Source organism: Microbacterium daqui, from assembly GCF_050408675.1.
GTDB lineage: Bacteria > Actinomycetota > Actinomycetes > Actinomycetales > Microbacteriaceae > Microbacterium.
Genome location: NZ_JBNTKF010000047.1, coordinates 1 through 940, shown reverse-complemented (window position 1 = coordinate 940; position 940 = coordinate 1). Strand labels below are relative to the sequence as shown.

Below are 940 nucleotides of genomic sequence, written 5' to 3'. Positions count from 1 at the left end.
AGACACGTTCGGTGTTGTACCAGGCGATGTATGCGTGGATCTCGCGTTCGAGCTGGCCGATGTTGTCGAATGAGTCGTGGTGGAACATCTCTTCTTTTAAGTGTCCGAAGAAGTTTTCCATGACCGCGTTGTCGAGGCAGTTTCCCTTCCTCGACATCGATTGCTTCGCTTCTACCTGTTCTAGGCATTTCCGCCAGCGCGCATGCTGGTAGTGGAATCCCTGGTCGCTATGAACTAGCAGTGATGCTTGCTCGGGCAGTTGTGTGAGTGCTTGTTGGAGTGATGACACTGCGAACTCGATCGTTGGGTGCTGACTTGTCGTGAACGCGATGATCGATCGGTCACACAGGTCCATGATTGGTGAGAGATACAGCTTGTCTTCTCCGACTTTGAACTCGGTGACGTCTGTCACCCATTTCTCATTCGGACGCGTGGCGAAGAACTCCCGTTTGAGGAGGTTTGGGGCGATCTTGCCGACTTCGCCTTGGTAACTGGAGAATCGTTTCCGGCTTCGTGTTTTGCATTTCAGTTGCAGCGCCCGCATCAGTTTCAACACGGTCTTCTTTGCAACCCGCCGGCCTTGTTTTCGCAGTTCGAGATGGATGCGTCGGTGCCCATACCGGGACTTACTGCGGGTGAAGATCTGCGTGATCACGGCTTTCAACTCCGCATGTGGATCAGCTCGGTCGAGCCGCGCGAGATGGTAGTAGAACGTTGACCTTGCAAGATCTGCGATATCGAGCAACACACTCGTGTCGTGCTCGTTCTTGAGGGTGGCTATCGCGCGTGTTTTTAGCGCAGCCCCTGATCCCTCAAGTCTCGTAATTTTTTTAGGTACGCGTTTTCCGCCCGTAACCGGTTATTTTCTCGTTGCATGCGCTGCAACTCGGAGACGGGCCGGCGGGTAGTAGACGGGTCTGTCCTGGGGCGACCTTTAGGT

1 protein-coding gene is annotated in these 940 nt (G+C 54.1%); it reads right to left on the bottom strand.

Annotation, left to right across the window (positions count from 1 at the left end; translation table 11 throughout):
• Positions 1-748: IS3 family transposase (locus ACQUSY_RS13365; RefSeq protein ID WP_428904929.1), on the bottom strand; the 748-nt coding region annotated here is incomplete at its 3' end.
• Positions 749-940: the final 192 nt, after the last annotated feature.